This is a genomic window from Candidatus Nitronauta litoralis, from assembly GCA_015698285.1.
In the GTDB taxonomy this organism is placed as follows: domain Bacteria; phylum Nitrospinota; class Nitrospinia; order Nitrospinales; family Nitrospinaceae; genus Nitronauta; species Nitronauta litoralis.
The window spans coordinates 1-18807 of sequence record CP048685.1 but is presented as its reverse complement, the minus strand read 5'-3'; the positions used below and the strand labels follow the sequence as shown (position 1 = coordinate 18807).

Sequence of the window (18807 nt, the reverse complement as noted above, 5' to 3'; positions counted from 1 at the left end):
GCTAAAAGCATTCATGGAAATATTTAAAGAGACCAGCAAAATTGATTTTATGGGCAAGCGCAAACTTGCCTTGGGCATTTCCGGCCTGTTGATCGTTATCAGCCTGGTTTCGATTGCTTTCCAAGGAGGCCTCAGTTACGGTATCGATTTCGCTGGTGGGACGCTTGTTCAACTGAGATTTAAATCAGCGCCCTCCGTTGATTCAATCCGTACCGGATTGAAAGAGATTGGTCTTGGTGACTCCACTATCCAGGAATTTGGTTCGAAAAATGAAATTCTGATCCGAACCGCCACATCTTCCAGCGAGCTTAAGGAAGTGGGAAGCCGAATCAAAGACGCGCTCCTTAAAGGCGGGTCCGAAGATGACATTATTGTGGATCGCGTGGAACTCGTTGGCCCTAAAGTAGGAGCTGATTTGAGGGAGAAAGCGCTGCTATCAATTGTCTACGCCATTGCCGGTATCCTGATTTATATTTCCTGGCGTTTTGAGTTTCAGTTTGCGATTGCCGCTGTATTGGCGTTGATGCACGATGTCATGATCACCATGGGTGTATTCTCGATCCTGAACATTGAGTTTACCCTGGTGGTGGTTGCAGGGTTCCTGACACTCATCGGTTATTCCCTGAACGATACCATTGTGGTGTTCGACCGTATCCGTGAGAACACGCGGCGACAGGGCAAGGAAACTCTGGAGAATATGATCAATCTCAGTGTAAACCAGACGCTCAGCCGGACCCTGCTCACTTCCGGCACCACCTTGCTGGTGGTTATCGCTCTGTTTGTTCTTGGAGGGGAAATCATCCATGATTTTTCCCTAACCCTGTTGGTTGGGGTCGCAGTCGGAACCTATTCCTCCATTTTTATCGCGAGTGTTTTTCTGGTGTATTGGGAAAGCAAGCGCCGAACCAAGAAGCGGGCGTGACCCTCACCCGGCCCAATTTCAAGGCTTCTTCTCCGCTCGTTTACTCTTCATTGCAAAATCCTCCCGCTGCGTGCTACATTCAGTGTTCCTGTTTTATTTGGGATCAACCATCTATTTCCTTAAGGAGGGCGTGAATGATCCAAGGAGGCAATCCTCAGTTGGAGAAACTGGTTTCATTGCAGTTGCTGGACAATGAAATCAAGGAACTGAAGAAATGCAAGGGGTTGATTCCCGGTCAGATTGAAAAAGGCCAGAAGGAACTCGAAAGCAAGAAGAGCCGGTTAAATAAATTGAAGGCTGAAATTGATGATCTTCAAAAAAAGCGCAACCAGTGCGAGCAGGATGTGAAAAGCGAGCAGGATCATATGCTGAAGGCCCAGCAAAAACTCCCCGCAGTCAAAACCAATAAAGAGTACAGCGCGCTTCTGGCGGAGATTGAAGCGATTAAAGTAAAGATCTCCGATGTTGAGGAAAAGGAAATCGAGATCATGGAAGTGCTGGAGCAAAAGGAAGCCGAGATTCCTGATGCAAAGAGTGAATTTGAGGGGTACGAAAAAGAGTTTGGCGAGTACAAATCGAGCAAGGAAAATGAATCTGCGCGATTGGAAAAGGAAATAGAGGAAACTAATCAAAGGCGACAGAAAGTTTTCGACACCATCGACCCGAAATATTCGAAAGAATACATGAATATTTTTACCCGGCGGGAAGAACTGGCAGTCGTTCAGTTGAAGGGTGAAATTTGCCAGGGGTGTTATAACCAGATTCGGCCGCAGGTGGCGATTGAAGTGAAGTCGAGTGAAGACCTGATTCATGTTTGCCAGTCCTGTCACCGGATATTGTATTGCGAGGCAGAGCCGACTGAAGGAAGCGAATCGGCGGTGCCGAAGTAAACCGGGTGGCCGCCGCCCAGGCAACTTTGTCTGGGGGGAGGAAAGTCCGGGCTCCAAAGGGCAGGATACTCCGTAACGCGGAGCGGGGGCGACCTTAGGGAAAGTGCCACAGAAAAGACACAGCCTACCCGGCGCGCAAGCGCAGGCGGCAATGGTGAAAAGGTGGGGTAAGAGCCCACCAGTACCGCGGGTGACCGGGGTAGCTTGGTAAACCCTATCCGGTGCAAGGTCGAATAGGAAAGCGATTGAGGGCGGCCCGTCCGATGCTTTCGGGTTGACCGCTTGAGCCGTCCGGCAACGGCCGGCCTAGATTGATGGTCACCACTTCGGGGCAACCCGGAGGACAGAACCCGGCTTACAGGTTCACTTCGCGCCGTCTGTAATCTTGAAGCCCTCAGCCCTAAAGGCTGAGGGCTTCTCTCATTTGTAGCAGAATTATTTGTGGCAGTATCATACCAAAGCCTTTTTTTGCTTTAAATTTTAGTACCACAAAAAATTTTTAAAATGTCATTCTGAGCGATAGCGAAGAATCTCGCATTTGCTTTTAATAGCTTAAATTTTCTGGAAAGGAATTCCAATGACTCAGCAGTTATTGAAATTTGAAATGCCGTATTACATTGCTGTGTTCACCGCTGTCCGAACGGACAACAACGAAGGCTACGATGAAACCGCACAGCACCTGATGGGACTCGCACAGAAGATCGATGGGTTTTTAGGAGTGGAGTTTGCCGGGAGCCCGGAATTCAGTATTTCTCTGGTTTACTGGAAAACTCTGGAAGCGTTGGAGCAGTGGAAGAATGATCCTGTTCACATGGAAGCAAAAGAAAAAGGAAAATCGACTTACTACTCAACCCACCAGGTCCACATCTGCAAAGTGGAAGATAGCTATGGGAAGTGATTTCAGTTCAAGTCCAATTTTTATTTATTGAATATGCGAAAGACTTAATATAGATTGCCCAAAAAAACCGCATTGTCTAAATTTCCTGTTTATTCGGATAGGAGGTTTTATGGTTTCGGAGCCAATACCATTTTTGGCGAATATAGCATTGGTCGCTTTTGTTGATGGTTCAATTTCTTCATCTGAATTAGGGCAAATTGAAGCGATTCGTAAAGAATTGAAAATCAAGAAGAGTGATTTTAATTCCGCTTTAAAATTAGTTGAACAAAATAACCATCATCTGATGTTGGTCGGTACGTTTGCGGATCAGGTAAAGAATCTAGAGCTTATGTTGCGAGTCGCTTATGCTGATGATGATTTAGAGCCCAAAGAAGCCAGTTTAATAGTTTCCTTTTGTAAGCTAATTAATATTACCCAAGTGCAGCTAAACAAAATAAAAAAAGAGGTTCTTTCAAACTTAAAAGAATGTGGAAGGCTATGCCCCAAATGCAAGATATCTTTGGATGCGTCAGCCAAGTTTTGTAAAGAATGTGGCTTGGAATTTGCTGAGCCTGTCATTGAAAAAAATATAGAATTTGATATTCCTAAGTCAGGATTAGCAATAGAATTTGCCGATTCGTCAGCAGCATCTTTTCAGAACGCATTAAAAATCGCTAAGAGTCTAAATGGTTTTAAAAGTTGTTTGAAAAATAAAAAAAATTGGTATTTGGCGAGTTATAAATCAGGGGATTTAAATGAATCACTAGAATTAGTAGAAGCATTAAGTGGGATTCGAAACAAGAATGTTTACGTTGATGGAAAGAAAGAAGTATGGAATGAGGTGTTTGGGTTTTCTTGGTGTGCAACCCAGCGTGCAACTGCTTACAGACCGGATGAATATTGTTTCGGCAAAGAAGATAATCGGTTAAACCCTTGGGGTTGCAAGCAAGCAAGAATGGAATGGACTGATTGGGCAAACTGGTTTGAATTCGGTAGTTGGGAAAAGAAAGGTATTAGCAAAAAGAAAAACTATTGGAAATTTGATAAAGAAAAAATCGGTCATGAACTAAGATCAAACTTGTTCCGATTTCGATTTTGTCCACATATTTCATATGAAATTTTGGAGGAGTCCATAAGACAATTACCTGAAATAATTGAGCCCGAGGCTGAAAATGATTGGGATTATAATCGTGACTATGAGCAAACCCCGGGTGCAATAAAGATTGTATTAAAAGAAAAGGAAGATGGCTATGTATACACGGATGAGTACTGGGCTAGAGGGGTCCGCCCTAAGGGCTTAAAAGGGCTGGAGATGTTGTTGAAAAAAGTATTTCTTAAGCTAGGACTAGATAAAAATAAGGTGGAAAAATTATTAAAATGAAAAAATAGTTTAGTTCTCATGAGAGAAACACTAAGATAAATCAAATTTCAACTTAAGTTCTTTCATCTGCCTTTGGTCGATATCGGATGGGGCCTGGGTCATCTGGCAGGTGGCTTTCTGCGTTTTGGGGAACGCGATCACGTCGCGGATCGAATCAGCGCCGGATAAAATCATGGCGATCCTGTCGAGACCGAAAGCAATCCCGCCATGAGGCGGTGCTCCGTATTGCAGGGCTTCCAGCAGGAACCCGAACTTGCCCTTGGCCTCTTCTTCTCCAATACCGAGTAGTTCAAACATCTTGGCCTGCATATTCTGGTCGTGAATACGAATACTGCCGCCGCCAATCTCGTTACCATTTAACACAAGATCGTAAGCACGGGCGCGGATGCCCCCGGGATCGGTTTCAAATTTGTCGACATCTTCCGGCAAAGGAGAAGTGAACGGGTGGTGCATCGCGATGTAACGTTTTTCTTCCTCATCGTATTCCAGAAGAGGAAATTCCGTGACCCATGCCAGTTTGATAGCTTTCTCGTCGATTAGGCCGAGCTGTTTACCGAGTGCGAGTCGCAAATGTGCGAGGGCATCGGCAACGACTTTGGGTTGATCGGCGGAAAATAAAATGGTGTCTCCCACCTCGGCACCCATTTTTTTGATCATGGCATCGAGCATGGGTTGCTCAAAAAATTTGATGATGGGTGATTGCAGCCCGTCTTCGTTTACCTTGATCCACGCCATGCCTTTTGCGCCGTAAGTTTTGGCGATCTCCGTGAGGTCGTCGAGTGCCTTGCGCGACAGGGTGTCCGTACTTTTCTTTGCGCAAAGGGCGCGCACCTGTCCACCGGAGGACAAGGCATCGGCGAAGACTTTGAATCCGCAACCTTCCAGTACATCGCCGAGGTCTACAATTTCGAGGTCAAAACGCAGGTCTGGTTTATCTATGCCATAGCGGTCTATGGCGTCCTGATATTTCAGGATAGGAAACGGTGTTTCCACGGTAATGTCCAGCGCTTCCTTGTAGATGGAGGCAATCATATCTTCCACCAGGGGAAACAGGGTTTCTTCATCGACGAATGATAGCTCCATGTCGATCTGGGTGAATTCCGGTTGCCGGTCCTGCCTCAAATCTTCATCTCGAAAACATTTCACGATCTGGAAATAGCGGTCGAACCCGGAGATCATCAGGATTTGTTTGAACAATTGGGGCGACTGGGGCAGGGCGTAAAATTTCTGTGGATTCACGCGGCTTGGCACCAGGTAATCGCGCGCACCTTCTGGAGTACTGCGTGTCAGCATGGGGGTTTCAATTTCCGTAAATCCCTTGTCGTGGAGGACATTCCGCACGGTGCGGGTAATCTGGTATCGCAGGTTGAGGTTGCGCTGCATCTTTTCATCGCGCAAATCAAGATAGCGATAGGTGAGGCGCGTCCCTTCCTGGACCTCGTTTTCGTCCCAGACAGAAAACGGTGGTGTTTTGGATTCGTTCAGGATTTCCAGAGCTTCAACGTAAACCTCAATTTTTCCTGTGACCAGTTTGTCGTTAATCATCCCTTCCGGGCGCAGGCGGACGTTCCCTGTCACTCCGATGACAAAACCGTTGCGGATCGTGTGGGCTGCCTGATGAGCCAGGTCGTCAATTTGTGGATTGAGAACAACCTGGGTGATGCCGTTTTTATCCCACAGGTCGATGAATATCAGGCCGCCGTGGTCCCGCCGGGTCTGGACCCAGCCTGTCAGGCTGACCGTCTGGCCGTCGTTTTTATCTGATAATTCGCCGCAATGATGAGTACGCTTGATCATATTTTTTTCAGGTTTACGTTAAATAAAATGAGGGCAGAAAGGCCTAAACATACGGAAAACACAGGGAGTTTGCAAGTTTAATCGGAGGAAGGAGGACTCAGGATTCGTCTTCGTCGACCCAGCCTTTTTCCCGGGCGAGAGCGGCTTCCTCTTCTTTGAGGGCGGCCTGTTCCAGGGCAAGTCGCTTGCGTTCTTCTTCCAGTTGAATCGCAATTTCAGCTTCTTCTTTTTCACGTTGTTTTCTGAGTTGCTGGGCCTCAATGACCATCTGGGGTTTTACCTTGAGGGCGACCGGGATATTCACCGTTGCACAGGCACGGACGCAGGCACCGCATCCTGTGCAGGATTTCCGATGGAATTTCGGAAGGTTATTCTCCTGTGTGATCGCCCCGGGAATAGGGCAATCGATCACACACTGCTGGCAGAATCCGTCTCCGTAAGCCATACAGTGTTTCTTGTCGAGAATGACATATCCCATTTCGACATCCGCCGGAGCGGCAACCGGCAACAGGGCTTCATCCTGGCAAGCGGATATGCAGGGCAGGTCGTCGCACATGACACAAGGCACTTTCATCGGGTCGATGTAGGGCGTGTCCATGATGATCCAGCCCATTTTTTTGGGAACCTTTTTGATTGCGTCTTTAGGGCACGCTTGAATACATTTGTCGCAGCGCGTACAGGCTTGCAGAAACGCTTTTTCTGATATGGCACCGGGAGGTCTCAGGAGGGGAGGGCGCTTCGTGATCTTGTCCATCGCCTCATTGACCTTGTCGATTTTATGCTGAACTTTTTCTACCGCCGGTTTCGCAAGGAAGTGAACGCTTTCTTTCATGAGGTGCCGACGGTCCAATTGCCTTTCTTCCTCTGTCATTTCCTCTTCCGGGACATCGGTGGTGATTTTGCGCGCTTCCTCCACCACATCAGTGGGAGAGATCATTTCTATGGGGCTGGAAGGTTTTAATTCTGTATTGTCAGGGGAATGTAGTGGAGGAGGAGATGGGTCTTTCCCTGCAATCTCGGATTCCAGTGAAGGAAAAAAATGATTTTTGACCCGGCTGAAAATCCCTCCGCGTTTAGGGGGCGCCACCGGTGCCGGGGGGAGTTCCACTGTTTGAGCTTGTTCTGAAATCTTCGGTTCTTCAACCGCGCTTGTTTCAGGTGTGTTTTCTTCAGTTGTTTCTAATGCAGCTTCTGAACTGTCTTCAACTGGTTTCCGTTTCTTCTTTTTTCTCCGGACTTTTTTAACTTCCTTTTCAACGGAAGCCTGTTCCTTTTTGTCCTGCTCGTGGGCGTAATCTTTTAGCTTGTTTAGGCCCGAAAAAATTCCACGTTGAGTGAACTGTTCGGACTCGTGCTTAAGCCTTTGCTTGAGCGTGTGCTTCATTCCGCTGTCGCTTAAAGCATCGTCTGAAGACGCATCGTCCCCACGCTGATCGGGGGAGACGTGGTCTTCATTGGTGCGGTTTTTGGGCGGCAGCTTTTTGCCCTTGAAGCGTTCTTTGTCGAGGCGGTAGCGAAGTGACATGGGGACGTTGGTTAGCTCGGTAGCCAGCCCATCTCCTCTGCGACATTTTTATAGTCGTACCAGTTTTGTGCATTGGCGTTTTCAAGCATGTATTCATCCATCGCCAGGACCAGAGGATGACCCTTGTTGGTGAAGGATTGTACAGTTGGAAACCTTAAGAGGAATATTGTGATGCTGATGCGAGCCAGTTCTTTTATTTGTGGATTGTCCAAAGCTTCTTTTAAAACGCTGTCTGCGTTGTCTTCAGTGACTTTCTGAAACAGTTCGGATGTTTTGTCTTCAAGGTCCGGGTGGCCATCGCAGATTTTGGCCGCTTCCAACTGGAGGTCGAGAATTTTCTGGAAATCCTCCTGATCGAATTCACCCTCCATTTTACCTTCTTCCCAGCAAGACCCATCTGGGTTCCGGTTTCCTGGTTCATCGCTACGTTCGGTCGTTTCACAAAATGCTAAGTTTGCTTCATCGAGAATCAGCTTTGCTTTGATTTCTGTAGACGTATCCTGAAATTGGTTCATTGGGGGTCGACTTCTCCTGTTATTGAAATCAAGGGAGACACTTCCTGGCAAGGAAGAGGTCCTCATTTTATAGTTAAGATGCACGGACACGACCTGTCGTTTTAACCCCCTCAATTTGTTCATTTTGGGGTGGTTATGGCCCGGCTGGATAGGTTCTATGATAACATAAGTCAAAAAAATACAGGGAGACGTTGTGTTTTTAACCGTCTCTTTTGTTTTCCAAAAGGTGAATAGTGCAAAAAAAAGTAATGTTGATATTTCCGCCGGAATGGGTTCCGACAGCACCCTATCTGGCTTTACCCAGTCTGACGGCTGTCCTGCGCCAGAATGGGATCGAGGTGGTGCAAAAGGATATCAATGTAGAAGCTTACGACCACTACTTCACCCGGGATTTTATTGAATTCACAGCAGGCAAAATCCGCAGTCGATACGACCAGCTATGTGCTCTGGAGCAGACCCGTCCCCTCTCCGATGAAGAAAGCCAGCTTAAATCCCACTACTATGAATTCCAGTTTGCTGACCTGGATGACCTTATAAAAAACTCGGCGCAGGCTAAGGAAATACTGCGTGGTCCCATGTTTTATGATGTGGTCCAGGCTGAGTGGGCGTTGAATGCGTTTCGGGATGTCACGGATTTTATCTCCATTGCCTATTACCCCGCTTCCATCGTTTTTTATCCAGGAGAAAGTAACCTGAACCTGTATCATCCCTGGATTTCAAAGGAACTGCTGGCAGCGCCCGATGACAATGATGTCAATATTTATGCAGATGTTTGCCGGCAACTGGTATTCCCAGACATTGAAAAGGAAAATCCGCCAGTGATCGGGATATCCATCGGTACACCAGTTCAACTCATGTCTGGCGTTACATTCTGTAAACTGATCAAACAAAAATACCCGGATATAAAAATAGTGGTGGGTGGCAATATCATCACTCGTTTAAAAGAGGAATTTCCGAAACACAAACGCTTTTTTGAAGAGGTATTCGACTACCTGGTTTATTACGAAGGCGAGCAGGCATTGACCGATTTGGTTACGGCTTTATCCGAAGGGAAGTCGGTTGCAGAGGTTCCCAACCTGATCTGGTTCGATAAGGATAAAAGTGAGGTGATTCGGAACGAGCAACAGCACACAGAGCGGGTCATGGAGCTCCCTGTTCCCGACTTTGACGGCTTGCCGCTTGAGAAATACTTCGCACCAGAGTTGATTCTGCCCTACCTTGGGACCCGGGGTTGCTATTGGGGTAAATGCACCTTCTGCGACCATCATGCCGGATACATAGATCAATTCCGCGCTAAACACGCTGACAAGATTGTTGAGGAACTACAGGAACTAAAATCAAAATATGATTGTCGTCATTTTCTTTTTACGGACGAATCTTTTCCACCGGCCTTGTTTGTCAAACTACCGCCATTGATGGTTGAGGCAAAACTGGATATTTATTGGACGACTCTTATTCGATTTGAACAGTCTCTGATAGAGCCTGAGTTATGGGACAAGGCTGCAGAATCCGGTTGTCGCTCCCTGTATTTTGGACTTGAGTCAGCAAACCAGCGGATCATCAATCTGGTCAAGAAAGATACGAAGATTGATGTTGCGATCCAGAACCTTAAAGAGGCCAAGAGGGTTGGAATCTGGAGTCATGTGATGGGCTTTTTCGGGTTCCCAAGTGAAACCCAGGAAGAGGCGGATGATACACAACGATTCCTGATCGAAAATCGGAAACTGATCCCATCGGTTGAAATGTATTTCTTCGTGTTATACAAACACGCGCCTGTATGGGACATGCTTGAAGAGACCAAAATCAAGGTACACGAAAATCCGGATCACGATCTTGCGCTGGACTATTACTACACACCTGAAGATGGGTTGACGATCCCGGATGCCATGCAGCGTTACGAAAGTTTTTATCGGGATGATTTCGATCCCTGGGCACTTCGGGTAAACTCCCGTGAACATGTGTTTCTGTATATTACCCACTTTGGAACGAACGACCTGCCTCAAATCTACGTTAAGAATGACCCAAACCGTCAGGAAGCACCTGCCTCTTTTGCCTGACAAAGTCCTCACCGTTGATATTGATTCGACCCAGCCTTCAAGCTTTTAAATTTCCCCCAAAAAAAAAAGAAGATTTTGTAGGGTAACCAGCTTTTAAGCGATTATTTCTATAGAAGGCTTTTAAAAAACCAGGATTGCCATTAATTTAATTTACAGTAGGTGTTGTTGTGTTTATTATTTAGGTTTGTTTTTCTCTTATCTGTTCGGCAGTAGATGGGCATTTGTGTAATCAAATAAAACACTGATCAAATCAGGCCTATGTCTATTTTCTCAACATTCCGGGCAATCCTTGTAGTTAATATTGTTGTTTTCGTCTTTCTGGGTATATCCGTTTACAAAATGAACGTGGCGGAAGAAGCCCATTTCACTTCTATGGAAAACCAAATTGAACTTAGAGGGCTGGGGCAAACACTCGCAGAGGGCTCGGACTTTCTGACAGGCGAAATCAGAAGATATGTTCAGTTTGGTGACCCGGTTCATCTGAAAAATTTCTGGAATGAAGTCAGGGTAACCCGTTCAAGAGATAAAGCAGTGGAGCGGTTGAAGAAGCTGAACGTTCTTCCCGAAGAACTGGCTATTATCAAAAAGGCAAAAAGTTTTTCGGACAATCTCATAAACACAGAAGAAGCCGCAATGGATGCGGTTAAAAAAAATGATTTTGAACAAGCGAGGAAATTGGTTTTTGGAAAATATTATGAGGACCAAAAGCGCCTTATCATGGGAAATATAAAAAAATTCCAACGCAAGACCAACGCACGTGCTGAGGAAATTTCAAACCATTTTCGGGAGGATGTTTCATTTTATATGGTGCTGACCAACTGTCTTCTGTTGGTGTCTGTAACCCTCGTACTTTTCCTGGTCTATAACATCGGAATCAAGCGTATTATCAATCCACTGCGAAAGCTCAGCCATTCCATGCGTGAGTTGGCTGGAGGAAATCTTAAAATTGAAACACCAGTGTCCAGCCGAGGGGATGAAATTTCAGATATAGAGTCGGCATTGCGAGTGTTTCGCGACACGGCTGAAAAAAGAAAGCAGGTGGAGGATGAACTTCGGGAGGAAAGGGCTTTTTCAGAATTGATTCGGGTAGTCGCCATGGCGGCAAATAAACTGAACGGGTTTGAGGAAGTTGCCAGAATCAGTCTGGATATGGTTTGTAAAACTGCGGGATGGCCTGTGGGGCATGTGTATGTCGTGGAGGGAAGCAGTAGCAAATTGGTGTCCTCGAAAATCTGGCATGTCACTGATAACGAAAGGTTCGCAGAGTTCAGGAGGGTGACCGAAGAAACTGTCTTTGTTCCTGGTGTGGGTTTACCGGGAAGAGTCTTTGAAGAAAAGCGTGCGATGTGGGTTGCTGATGTTTCGAAGGACTTTAATTTCCCCAGGGCTAAACTGGCTGGCGAGATTGGGGTCCGGGCCGGGTTTGCTTTTCCAGTGATGATTGGCGACAAGGTAGTGGCTGTTGCGGAATTTTTTACCTCGCACGTGGAAACATTGCATGCGGAATTATTGCAGGCTATGAGTTCTGTGGGTATTGAAATGGGTCGGGTTTTTGAACGTCAGCAGGCGGCGGAAACCTTGCAGGATCATCTCAACAATCTGGAAGTTCTTATCAAGGAACGCACAAAAGAATTGGTCCAGAAAAATCAGGAATTAACAGACTTTGCCTCAATCGCTTCGCACGATCTTAGCGAACCCCTCCGCAAGGTCATTACGTTTGGAGACTGTTTAGGAGGAAGACTTAAAGGTGATGATGAGAAAGGCTGGGATTATCTCAATCGGATGCAAGCCGCTGCGATGAGAATGCAGGAGCTGATTAATAACCTGCTGGATTATTCAATGGTCAACACACAAAAAAACCTTCTCAAGGAAATAGATTTCAATGTGATCGTCAGACAATCTCTGTTGAACCTTGAAAGTCGCCTGTCTGAAACACGAGGGACCGTGCAGGCAGAGAATCTGCCTCGAATTGAAGCGGACCCACTTCATATGCTTCAACTTTTTCAAAACCTGATAGCAAATGCTCTTAAATACCACAAAAAAGGGATCGCTCCCGTTGTGAAAATCAGCAGCCAACTGGATGGCGATGATAGAGTTAATATCCTGGTCAGCGATAATGGAATCGGTTTTGATGAGAAATATAGCCAACGAATATTTCGTCCATTCCAGAGGCTGCATAGTCGCACGGAGTTTAAAGGAACCGGAATGGGCCTTGCGATATGTAAAAAAATTGTGGATCGGCACAATGGGGTGATCGAGATCAAAAGCGTACCAAATGAAGGATCAACCTTCGTCGTCAATCTACCCCTGAGCCAGAATAAAAATAGGAGTGATGGAGCTCATTTGGATCCGGATGAAACTTTTCAGGATTATCGTGAAAAATGACGGAAAAAAGAGGGAAAACTCGAAATCATTTGTTGGGTTAAGCCCTATGCCCATAAGATATTCTTTATTTGGAATTAGTCCCCCATTCTCTCAGCAAAAAATACCGTCATGTAGGGGTTGATCGTATTCTCCGGGCACATTTTCAAGTGCTGGCGGAAGTAGGGCATGTGTTCAACCGGATCGCTGCGCAGCACTTTCAAACGGTAGTGTTCGAACAAACCTCCGAGTTGAACAGGTCCGATCAGGAACAGTATTCCGCCTGGATTCACAACATCTCTAAGCGATTGTAAGATCATCTCGCTGGTCTCGCGGTCGGTGTGATACATAAATGGAATCCACTTGAATGCCATGTCGTATCGTTGCTGGTAAGCCGATTCGACGTGTTTCGCCTCCGATAAAAACTTCACGTCCGCCAGGTTGTCCAGTAATTCCATAGACGCTGCATGACCCCACAACAACTGCGCATTTTTGACCGCAAACTCAGGATCCCCAAACAGCACGGTGTAATTTCTTTTCTGAGTGCAATCGACACAACCCGAGATCACGGTATCGAGGGTATGAATCAATACGGATTTAACACGCCCCAGCCGGTCCTGCATGTCCTCGGTTTCTTCCATGTATTGCAACATCTGATCGACTGCCAAAGGTTGAGTTGCCGATTCTTCAATATCGCCTTCACCTTCCGGGTAAAATGGAACGGTATATAACAGTTTTACGGGGTCCACCTCGGGGACACCTTCCTCGAACAGTTGCCGCCAACCAAATGCCGGAGCCTTCGGTTTGGTCGTAGGGGCTTCAGCATCCGCATTCCATTTTGTTTTAAGAGAGCATTCCCTGATGTCAGCCCCATCCTTTAATAACAACTTGTCCCCTTCAGGGTGCAGAGTCCTTCCACAAGGACCAAAACCGCCCCGCGAGATATTGATAAAAGGCAACCCTGTGGGATCATTCCATGCACTCGCCTTGTAGAGAAACCGGTCCTGTACGGTGACCGTCAACTTTTGTTCTTCATCAAAATAACGCCATGGAGGATTCTCCCGAGGGGTCCATTCAATTTCGTTCGAAGTATTCGGGTTCAGGAATGTATCCAACATTTTATCTTCGGGGATGCCTCCGGGTATAAAGAAAGCGTTGAAGATATTAAAGGCTTCTTTAGACGGATAGGTTGGTAGACCACGGTAACGGAGAGGTTCCAGAGGATTTTCCCTCGACTGGTCTTCAAACAATCCCCAGATAAATTCAAATACGGCACCACCTGCTCCGGGCAGGGTGGATTGGAACAACTCGACGACCGGGATCAAATCGAGCCTTTCCCAATTCACCGAAAACATATGACTGATGAACATTTTCTTTTCAAATGTTTGGTCAGTCAGGACATACAGGCTGTCCTTATCCAGAAACACATCGTATTCACCTTCACCCGTTGAAACGAAATTATGGTCACCGTAAAAAAACTTCACTTCCGAGAATGGGACCTGCCAGGCCTGAGCCGCACCTTTGCGCAAGTCGTCCAGTTTCATGTGTTTCCAGCCCGGTTGGCTTTTGATATCGATATGAGTGGTGAATCGTTTAGCCTTTGGCTTTATTCCCACCCATTCTCGAGAATCGAGCTGCATCCGCACTTGAGACAGCTTTGCAGGTTCTCCGCCCAGTGATACCCATTCGGCTTCATGAAGGGGAACTCCATCCGGGTCTGTCATCAGGAACCTCTGTCCCGCATCCGTATAAAAAACCAGGTGCCCGTTAGGGTACTGCTTGATCCTTATGGTTTCGGATGTGGGGAAATCGCCGTTAAACCAGAAACCTGCTCCATCCTTTTCCAGTGTTTTCAGGTTTGGGATCAGGGAGGCCAGTTCTTGAGCTTCTACCAGGTTGGGAGTGAAGATCAGGCTGTCTTTCCGGTTCAGGGCGGCAATAAGTTGGGTAGAATCGACCACAGGAAGTTCCTTTGTTGAATGCGTTATTGAACGGCGATTATAGGGACCCGGGTATCGGGGTGTCAATCCGGGTGAGGAGAGAGAGACGTTCAGGGTCCTAAAAGGCCTGAAAAATGGTCCTTTTGTTGACACCATCAACCCCTGTACATATAATCAAGGTTTCATCTCGAAAGCTGATTTTTATAATGAGAAGCGTCTTAAATATTAAGGCGTTCCATCAGGATAACCTTTTTTTAAGTGAACCCAATGACCCAAACCGCCAACCCTGCGGGTAGCAACGAAGGCCGTAAATTTGAAAAGCTGGCTTATGCCAGTTTGCAGGCGCAGAAACCGGAAGAAGCGGAAGAACATTTTCAGACCGCCCTCAAACATATGCAAGGCGATGGCGATGAAACCGGTCAGGCATATGTACTGGGAAATCTGGGGAACCTGTTTTTCGAACAGAAACGTTTCGATCTCGCTGAGGAATATTACGAGAAATCACTGCTATTTATGAAGAAGATTCAGGATAAGCGGGGAATAGAAAGTTCTCACGGAAACCTGGGAAACGTTTATTTGTATCGTAACAATCTGGAGAAAGCTCGAGAAAACTATCAAAAAGCGCTTCGCCTGGTGGAAGAATCAAAAAACCTGCAGGGGCAGGCGATGTATCAGGAGAACCTTGGAACCGTTACTTTGCAATTAAAAGATTTCCACGCTGCCAAGCAGCATTTCGAGAAAGCCCGTTTGCTTTCCCTGGGGGAAAGGGAAGATGTGGAGCGGGTCAATGCGCTCGAAGATAAAATAAAGACTATCGAGACGCATCCCGAATATCTGGAGTTGCTGGCTCAGGATAAGCAAAAAGAAATTGATGCGCTGGGTGGAGAGGACAAACAGGGACGACTGGCTAAACTTCAGGAACTCGAGGAAATTTATTTTAAAGCATCCAATATTGATAAGGTAATTGAGGTTTCCGGGAAAATCGCCGAGGTGCTGGAAAGTATGGAGGATAAGGCGTCGCTTGCTATCTGCCATGCAAACCTGGCTAGTACGTTGATGCAACATGGGTTGGGAGGCAAACCAGAGTTTCTTCCCCGGGCAGAAGAAGAATTTAAAAATGCGTTGTCGGTATTCGAAAGCCAAAATGACAAGAAGAGAAAATCTTATATTCTTGGAACACTGGGTCTCCTCTACCAAAACCAGAACAAGTTGGATGAAGCTCTCACCTCGTTTACGCAATCCATGGAATTGATGAAGGAGCTGGGAGACCGTCTGGGAGAAGCCCGCAGCTATGCCAATCTCGGCAAGGTTGTTGCTGAGAAAGGTGATCGGGCTAAAGCTGAAGAGCATGTGAAAAAATCTGTGGAGTTGATGGAAGGTCTGGAAAACAGGCCGGGAATGGCCCAACAGTATGAGGCGATGGGCGACCTTTATCTTGCTTCTGAAGATCTGGAAAAAGCCGAAGAGTGGCTGAGCCGTGCGATGAGTCTTTTTGAGGAATTGAAGGACCCGAAAAGCGTCAACACGATTCAAGACAAGTTGGTCTACATCATCAGTCACCCTGCCAGCCTTAAAAAACAGGAAGCTGCAATTGAAGCCGAACTCGCCAAGCCGGAAGTCGAGAAGGATCCCAAAAAGAAAATCGCAATATTAAAAGACCTGGCAAATGTTCATTTTATGGCCAGTGATCTGGACAAGTCTCGCGACGTACTTCTCCAGTTGATCGAGTTATATGAAAAAACCGGGGATCAACATGCACTTGGGGTGGCGCACGGCAACCTGGCGGGAATTTTTGAACAGGGCGACAAGTTTGAAGAAGCCAATGAACAGTACGAAAAGGCAACCGAGGTTCGCGAGAGTCTGGGGGATGACAATGCTGTGGTGGAGCTCTATGCCAGGCGCGGGGCTTTACTTCTCAGGATGGTTAAGCTTGATCAGGCTGAAAAGGTCATGCGAAAATCTCTGGCACTCAATACCAAAAACCAGAACCAGCAGGGTCTGGTTATGGACTACCGGAACCTGGGAAATCTGTTTTTGCAAAAAACAGAATGGGTAGAAGCTGAACAACAATATAAAAGAGCTCTCGATATCAACACCCAGTTTGGAAACCATAAAGAAGCCGCGGAAGACCTGCGGAATATCTGCAATCTTTATTTCCAGAAAGAAGACTGGAACGATGCTGAGCGGTTTTGTAAAGAAGCATTGGAAACCGCAGATGGTTTGGGGGATTTCCAAAATGCAGCTCGGGACTGCCGGACTCTGGGGGCTATTCTCAAAAATAAAAAAGATCGCACACAAATTGAAGATTGCTACAAGAAAGCTCTGGAGTTTTCCAGGAAGCTAAAGGATGCAAAAGAAATCTGCATTGACCACCGGCTCCTTGGCGAGGTGTATATGGAGCGGGGTTACACGGAAAAAGCACTGGAGCATTTTACCGAAGCGTTTAACATTTCAAGTAAAGGCAATGACCCTGTAGAAAAAGCTGAAGACCTGCGCAACCTTGGGAATTTCCATTTTCAAAAGAATAACCCCAAGGAAGCTGAAAAACTTTATAAAGAAGCACTCAAGTTCACCCTTGTCTCCGGTGATCCAATCAGTGAAGCGAAGGATCGTACTTTTCTCGGTAACCTTTACTTCAAGAGCGAACGGTTTGACCAGGCACAGGCTGAGTTTGACCTTGCTGCTGAAAAATTTCGGGAACAAAAAAGTATCCTCAATCTTGTTCAGCTTCACATGACGGTGGCCAGTCTCTATGTTGCAGAATCCAAAAAAGATGAATGTGAACGGGAACTGGACAAGGCGCAGGAATTAGCCAAGGAACTCGGCAATCCCGAGAAACTTGTCCAGTCGATCGAAAACATACGAAAAATGGCGGAGCGTATTGACCGGATTTGACAAGAGTAGGCAAATGTTATCCGGGCATGGTTTTTTTTCCTGAGTCGAGTGCGCCGCGGTCCGCGAAGGTTGTTCCAGTCAGTCGGTACATAAAATTCCGACTAGCAAAATTTATCGCTTGGGTTTATTTTTTTAACCCACTGAAAAGTAAAGAGTTATTTTTGAGTCTGAGATTTATCATTTAAATCTGATGTTTTTGTTTTGAGAGTCATTTTTAAAACGGAAGCAACTGATTTATTTTTATTTACCGGTTCAATAACCGACCTTGACAACGGGTCGGGCATTCTATAAATTTTGAATAGAAACCGTCTTTAATTGGGGTTTTGCCATAGTGTGCTCCGGTAAAACCTGATGGAATATAAATGAAAATTACCTATAGCCCGCAATTGATGGAGGAGTCGGTATTCCGGCACCTCAACCATCTGGAACGCTCGGGGCGTCGCTCCGAATATGATGAGTTCCATTCTCTCGCCGACCCGATTTATGAACTTCCAGAAGATGATCGTGAAGAAGAATTTGCGAAGGTCAACAAGTTGTTCTTTATCGAAAAACTTGGACTTGGCGATTTTGTTTTACGAGCACTTGAAGCCTGTGGTCTCATTCCAAAAAGAAAGCTGACCACCACCCAGGCTCCGGTTGCAGCCGGTGCGCTTGAGATGGCAGAGCAGGAAGAGGGTGACGACCAGGAAGGTGAAACCGCTCTTGCCGAGACTGATGAGACTGTGGCTGGCGAGGATGTGGAAGAGGAAGAAAAAGATAGCGATGAGGATGAAATCCAATACGATTTGGATCGTACCTTCGAGGAAAAGATCCGCGAAATCATGATCAAGCGGGCCATCAATAAAGTTGATGAGGGATCTAATGTTTTAAACAGAGCCTCGGGACTCCCCATTATCGAATTACGCGTTTTAGCCAGTCGTTTCGCCAACCCAGAAGAGACGCAGGAACTGGAAGCATTTTTGATCCATGAGTTTATGCACGCGCGGGACATGATGGACCCGGAGTTCGATTACGAGGATGCGTTTATTCCGGGCAATCCGTCCATGCGCAATCTCATCACCGCGCGTTTCCGTCTGCTTTGGAATGTTTATGTCGATTCCCGGCTGGCGCGCAAGGGAATCAAGTCGGTGATTCCGAAAGAATCGCGTTTTCGTGAATTCGATAACTATTACCGGAAGATCCCTGACAGACAAAGACGGGCTATTTTTGAAGGCCTGTGGCAGTCTGAAAAACTGACACATGAAGAACTGTTGTCGATGGCGACTGACCTTGACACCCTCATCAATCAGTTTGTTGATTATACCGATGAGTTCACCGAAGAGGATCGCGAATTCATCCACCTGCAAGGATCACCCTGTCCGCTCTGCAAATTCCCGACTTACAACTGGGTGGATGATCCCGAAAGTGTGTGTGACGAAATGGTGGTCGAAGCCATCAAGATTGATTTCCCGGACTGGGAGAGTAAGGATGGCGCTTGTGACCGTTGTATAGAGGTTTATGAATTACGCGCAGGAATGTAAAGGCTACTTCTGCGTTTGTTGGGTAGGTAGTTGGTAGATTGAGATCTAGGTTGTTAACAAGTGGTAGGTGCCTGCTGTAGTTCCGACAGGTGCTATACGGTACGATAAGTCCGAAGGATTCGCTTCG

Annotated in this window: 12 protein-coding genes and 1 other RNA gene; 9 read left to right on the top strand and 4 right to left on the bottom strand. The window is 46.5% G+C overall.

Annotated features, from left to right (window positions below; all coding sequences use genetic code 11):
- Positions 1 to 13: 13 nt before the first annotated feature.
- The 5 genes from secF to G3M70_00045 all read left to right on the top strand — a co-directional run bounded on the left by secF (position 14) and on the right by G3M70_00045 (position 4070).
- Positions 14 to 922: a protein translocase subunit SecF gene (gene secF / locus G3M70_00065; protein QPJ60370.1), complete on the top strand. Its 909-nt coding sequence runs from the start codon at positions 14 to 16 to the stop codon at positions 920 to 922.
- Between the two features lie 134 nt (positions 923 to 1056).
- On the top strand, positions 1057 to 1812 hold the full coding sequence (locus G3M70_00060; protein QPJ60369.1) for a hypothetical protein: 756 nt from the start codon (positions 1057 to 1059) through the stop codon (positions 1810 to 1812).
- Positions 1806 to 2186, top strand: an RNA gene (gene rnpB / locus G3M70_00055) — RNase P RNA component class A. The genes G3M70_00060 and rnpB overlap by 7 nt, the downstream gene beginning before the upstream one ends.
- A 203-nt stretch (positions 2187 to 2389) precedes the next feature.
- A complete protein-coding gene (locus tag G3M70_00050; GenBank protein ID QPJ60368.1) occupies positions 2390 to 2710 on the top strand; it encodes an antibiotic biosynthesis monooxygenase in 321 nt (106 codons plus the stop codon).
- A 109-nt stretch (positions 2711 to 2819) separates the two neighbouring features.
- Positions 2820 to 4070 (top strand): zinc ribbon domain-containing protein, encoded by a 1251-nt coding sequence (locus tag G3M70_00045; protein QPJ60367.1) that lies wholly within the window; start codon positions 2820 to 2822, stop codon positions 4068 to 4070.
- Positions 4071 to 4100: 30 nt separating this feature from the next.
- Here G3M70_00045 and aspS read toward each other — a convergent pair whose 3' ends face one another.
- The 3 genes from aspS to G3M70_00030 all read right to left on the bottom strand — a co-directional run bounded on the left by aspS (position 4101) and on the right by G3M70_00030 (position 7907).
- Positions 4101 to 5867, bottom strand: a complete 1767-nt coding sequence (gene aspS / locus G3M70_00040) for an aspartate--tRNA ligase (GenBank protein QPJ60366.1) — start codon at positions 5865 to 5867, stop codon at positions 4101 to 4103.
- Between the two features lie 97 nt (positions 5868 to 5964).
- Positions 5965 to 7392, bottom strand: a complete 1428-nt coding sequence (locus G3M70_00035) for a hypothetical protein (protein QPJ60365.1) — start codon at positions 7390 to 7392, stop codon at positions 5965 to 5967.
- An 11-nt stretch (positions 7393 to 7403) separates the two neighbouring features.
- On the bottom strand, positions 7404 to 7907 hold the full coding sequence (locus G3M70_00030) for a hypothetical protein (GenBank protein QPJ60364.1): 504 nt from the start codon (positions 7905 to 7907) through the stop codon (positions 7404 to 7406).
- Between the two features lie 248 nt (positions 7908 to 8155).
- Here G3M70_00030 and G3M70_00025 point away from each other — a divergent pair, with 248 nt between their 5' ends.
- Entirely contained in the window at positions 8156 to 9964 is a 1809-nt protein-coding gene (locus G3M70_00025; GenBank protein ID QPJ63649.1) for a radical SAM protein, read from the top strand.
- Positions 9965 to 10303: 339 nt separating this feature from the next.
- Complete coding sequence (locus tag G3M70_00020; GenBank protein QPJ60363.1) at positions 10304 to 12349, top strand: GAF domain-containing protein; 2046 nt, start codon at positions 10304 to 10306, stop codon at positions 12347 to 12349.
- Between the two features lie 74 nt (positions 12350 to 12423).
- On the opposite strand, the gene G3M70_00015 is transcribed toward G3M70_00020, so the two are convergent.
- The gene (locus tag G3M70_00015) at positions 12424 to 14286 is read right to left on the bottom strand and encodes a hypothetical protein (protein ID QPJ60362.1); all 1863 of its coding nucleotides are present in this window, start codon (positions 14284 to 14286) and stop codon (positions 12424 to 12426) included.
- A gap of 246 nt (positions 14287 to 14532) precedes the next feature.
- Between G3M70_00015 and G3M70_00010 the strand changes: the two genes are divergently transcribed.
- Both G3M70_00010 and G3M70_00005 read left to right on the top strand, forming a co-directional pair.
- Complete coding sequence (locus G3M70_00010; protein QPJ60361.1) at positions 14533 to 17160, top strand: tetratricopeptide repeat protein; 2628 nt, start codon at positions 14533 to 14535, stop codon at positions 17158 to 17160.
- Between the two features lie 362 nt (positions 17161 to 17522).
- Positions 17523 to 18680 carry a hypothetical protein gene (locus G3M70_00005; GenBank protein ID QPJ60360.1) on the top strand — a complete coding sequence of 386 codons (1158 nt, stop codon included), beginning with the start codon at positions 17523 to 17525 and terminating at the stop codon, positions 18678 to 18680.
- The last annotated feature ends 127 nt before the right edge of the window (positions 18681 to 18807 follow it).

Coding starts and splice junctions, on each gene's coding strand:
- secF (QPJ60370.1), top strand. CDS start 14: ATGGAAATATTTAAAGAGACCAGCAAAATTGATTTTATGGGCAAGCGC.
- G3M70_00060 (QPJ60369.1), top strand. CDS start 1,057: ATGATCCAAGGAGGCAATCCTCAGTTGGAGAAACTGGTTTCATTGCAG.
- G3M70_00050 (QPJ60368.1), top strand. CDS start 2,390: ATGACTCAGCAGTTATTGAAATTTGAAATGCCGTATTACATTGCTGTG.
- G3M70_00045 (QPJ60367.1), top strand. CDS start 2,820: ATGGTTTCGGAGCCAATACCATTTTTGGCGAATATAGCATTGGTCGCT.
- aspS (QPJ60366.1), bottom strand. CDS start 5,867: ATGATCAAGCGTACTCATCATTGCGGCGAATTATCAGATAAAAACGAC.
- G3M70_00035 (QPJ60365.1), bottom strand. CDS start 7,392: ATGTCACTTCGCTACCGCCTCGACAAAGAACGCTTCAAGGGCAAAAAG.
- G3M70_00030 (QPJ60364.1), bottom strand. CDS start 7,907: ATGAACCAATTTCAGGATACGTCTACAGAAATCAAAGCAAAGCTGATT.
- G3M70_00025 (QPJ63649.1), top strand. CDS start 8,156: ATGTTGATATTTCCGCCGGAATGGGTTCCGACAGCACCCTATCTGGCT.
- G3M70_00020 (QPJ60363.1), top strand. CDS start 10,304: ATGAACGTGGCGGAAGAAGCCCATTTCACTTCTATGGAAAACCAAATT.
- G3M70_00010 (QPJ60361.1), top strand. CDS start 14,533: ATGACCCAAACCGCCAACCCTGCGGGTAGCAACGAAGGCCGTAAATTT.
- G3M70_00005 (QPJ60360.1), top strand. CDS start 17,523: ATGAAAATTACCTATAGCCCGCAATTGATGGAGGAGTCGGTATTCCGG.